The sequence below is a fragment of the Nocardia pseudovaccinii NBRC 100343 genome (genome assembly GCF_001613225.1).
GTDB lineage: Bacteria > Actinomycetota > Actinomycetes > Mycobacteriales > Mycobacteriaceae > Nocardia > Nocardia pseudovaccinii.
This window is the reverse complement of sequence record NZ_BDBY01000162.1, coordinates 1-2,823: the sequence shown is the minus strand read 5'-3', so window position 1 is coordinate 2,823 and position 2,823 is coordinate 1. Positions and strand designations below refer to the sequence as shown.

Annotated in this window: 3 protein-coding genes; all 3 read left to right on the top strand. The window is 65.7% G+C overall.

The window, feature by feature from the left end:
• Positions 1-668 (top strand): ATP-dependent 6-phosphofructokinase (locus tag NP3_RS19080; protein ID WP_157124395.1); only part of this gene is annotated, 668 nt, incomplete at its 5' end.
• A 64-nt stretch (positions 669-732) separates the two neighbouring features.
• Positions 733-1,176 (top strand): hypothetical protein, encoded by a 444-nt coding sequence (locus tag NP3_RS19075; RefSeq protein ID WP_063042950.1) that lies wholly within the window; start codon positions 733-735, stop codon positions 1,174-1,176.
• 215 nt (positions 1,177-1,391) lie between these two features.
• Positions 1,392-2,774, top strand: coding sequence for an alpha/beta hydrolase family protein (locus tag NP3_RS19070; protein ID WP_063042949.1), 1,383 nt, complete (start codon positions 1,392-1,394; stop codon positions 2,772-2,774).
• Positions 2,775-2,823 lie beyond the last annotated feature (49 nt).

Here is a 2,823-nt window from a genome sequence, read left to right as displayed (position 1 = left end):
TGCCGAAGACCATCGACAACGACATCGACTGCACCGACGTCACTTTCGGCCACGACACTGCGCTGTCCATCGCCTCCGAGGCCATCGACCGGCTGCACACCACCGCGGAATCGCATCAGCGCGTCATGCTGGTCGAAGTGATGGGCCGCCACGCGGGTTGGATCGCGATCAACTCGGGCGTGGCGGCGGGCGCGCACCTCACGCTGGTTCCCGAGGTGCCCTTCGATGTGGACGAGGTGTGCTCGATGATCAAGCGCCGGTTCCAGCGCGGCGATAAGCATTTCATCTGCGTGGTCGCCGAGGGTGCGCATCCGGCCCCGGATTCCGGATTCGCTCTGCTCGAGGGTGGCATCGACGAATTCGGCCACGAACGGTTCACCGGTGTCGCACAGCAACTGGGGACCGAGATCGAACGCCGCATCGGCAAAGAGGTCCGCACCACCGTGCTCGGTCACGTCCAGCGCGGCGGCAGCCCGACCCCGTACGACCGGGTGCTGGCGACGAGGTTCGGTCTGCATGCCGCCGAAGCCGTACATGCCGGACAATTCGGCCAAATGGTTGCTCTGCACGGCACTTCCATCGATCTGGTCCCATTGTCCGAGGCCACCAAGCAGCTCAAGCGGGTGCCGACCGAGCGCTACCGCGAAGCCGAGGCATTTTTCGGCTGATTCCGGCGGTTGTTGCACAATCGAGACCTGCCGAATTCCTTGTCGCACAGCTACTCTGGTCGTCGTGGCTCAACTCCAGGTATCCGACCTGCCCACCGATGCTGTCGCCGTATTCCGCCGCCGTGCTCGCATCGCGGGCATATCGATCGAAGCTCAGGTCCGTCAGGAACTGATCGCAATGGCGCGTCGGCGAACTTCCGTGGACACGATCGTGGAATTCCTGGAAGCCCAGGGCCGCGATCTGACCCCGCAATTCGACTCCGATGCGGTAACCCTCATCCAGGTCTACGATCTGCCCGCCGACGCTCTCGGCATGTTCGGTCGCCGCGCCCGCGCCGCCGAACTCCCGCTCGGCGCATACGTCCGCCGTGAACTGCTCGCCATCGCGCGCCGCGGCGGCATGTCGGACGCCATACTGGAATTCCAAGAGGCACAAGAAGACGACCCCACCCTCGAACTCGACATGGACGCGATCGCCGCCGCAGTCCGATACGCCCGCAGGGCCTGAACCTCCGCCCCGGAGTTCCGCTGGCCTGGATGCCGATCGATGTCAGATCGGACGGTGGCACTTTGCCGCCACCACGCGATCAAGATCAGGTGGAATTGATGGCGGTATCGGCCGAGAAGCCTCCGCCACCAGTTCCACCTGATCTTGATCCGAGATCGGGACGCCGTGTGGGTGAGTTCATTCGATATGTTCGTGTGGGTCGGTAGTGTTGCGGAATGCGCACTGGGCGATGGCTGGTCTCGGTTCTGGTCCTGATCGTTGCGTTGGGGGCGGGGTGTTCGTCATCGGATAATGGGCAGGCCCGGTCGTTGACCGGGGATTGGCATGGGGCCATCGAGGTGCCCGACGCCCCGTTGGCGGTGGGGGTGAGTTTCGCCGATAACGGCAGCGCCACCATCGACATCCCGTCGCAAGGCGTGAACGGCGCGGCGCTGAAAGATGTTTCCGCCGAACCGGATCGGGTGGCATTCGCGATTCCGAACATCCCGGGCGATCCGGTGTTCGAGGGCAAATTCGACAAGGGCGCCAACCGGGTCAGCGGTGAGTTCCGGCAAGCGGGCCAGAGCCTGCCGTTGACGCTCGAGCCCGGCAAGATCGCGGCGTCCGCGCGTCCGCAGGAGCCGAAACCGCCATACCCCTACCGCTCTGAAGACGTCACCTACCGCAACGGCGATATCACCATCGCGGGCACACTGACCCTGCCTGCGGGCAACGGCCCGTTCCCGGCAATCCTGATGATCTCCGGCAGCGGCCCCCAGGACCGCAACGAAGAACTCATGGGCCACAAGCCTTTTCTGCTGCTGGCCGACACCTACACCCGCGCGGGTTATGCCGTACTGCGCACCGATGACCGTGGCGTCGGCGGTACCAGCGGCAAACTCCACGACGCCACTTACGACGATCTCGCCGGGGATGCGGCCGTCGGCGTGCGCTTCCTACGCGCCCGCCCGGATATCGACCCGGCACGTGTCGGACTCTTCGGCCACAGCGAGGGCGGCTATCTCGCACCCCTGGTGGCATCGCGCCCGGACAGTGGCGTTGCCTTCGCGATCCTGATGGCGGGCCCCTCGGTACCGGGCTGGGAGGTACTGATCGAGCAGAACCGCGCACTGCTCAGCGCGGCGGGTGCAACGCAGTCCCGAATCGATGATCAGGTCGCCTACATCACCGACTGGACCAACCTGATCCGCGCCGGTGATCTGGCCGCGGCAAAGGACCTCGCCTACCGCCACAACGAATCCCTCCCGCCGAATCAGCGCGCCTCCGCGGAAACCCTCGACGCCTACAACACCACGTACATGGCGTCCTTCATCACCTACGACCCGGCCCCCGCCCTCTCCGCCCTGCGGATCCCGGTCCTGGCCTTCTTCGGCACCAAGGACATGCAGGTCCTCGCCACCCAGAACGAACAGCCGATGCGCGACCGCCTGGCCGCCGACCCGGACGTCACCGTGCACGTCTTCCCCGACCTCAACCACCTCATGCAACCGGCCAACTCCGGCCTGCCCAGCGAATACACCGGCATCGAAACCACCATCGCCCCTGACGTCCTCACCTACACCACCACCTGGCTCACCCAGCACACCCGACCCCGCTAGCCGAACCGCCCCGCTGGTCGCGTGCCGCCCTGCTGGTCGCGTGCCGCCC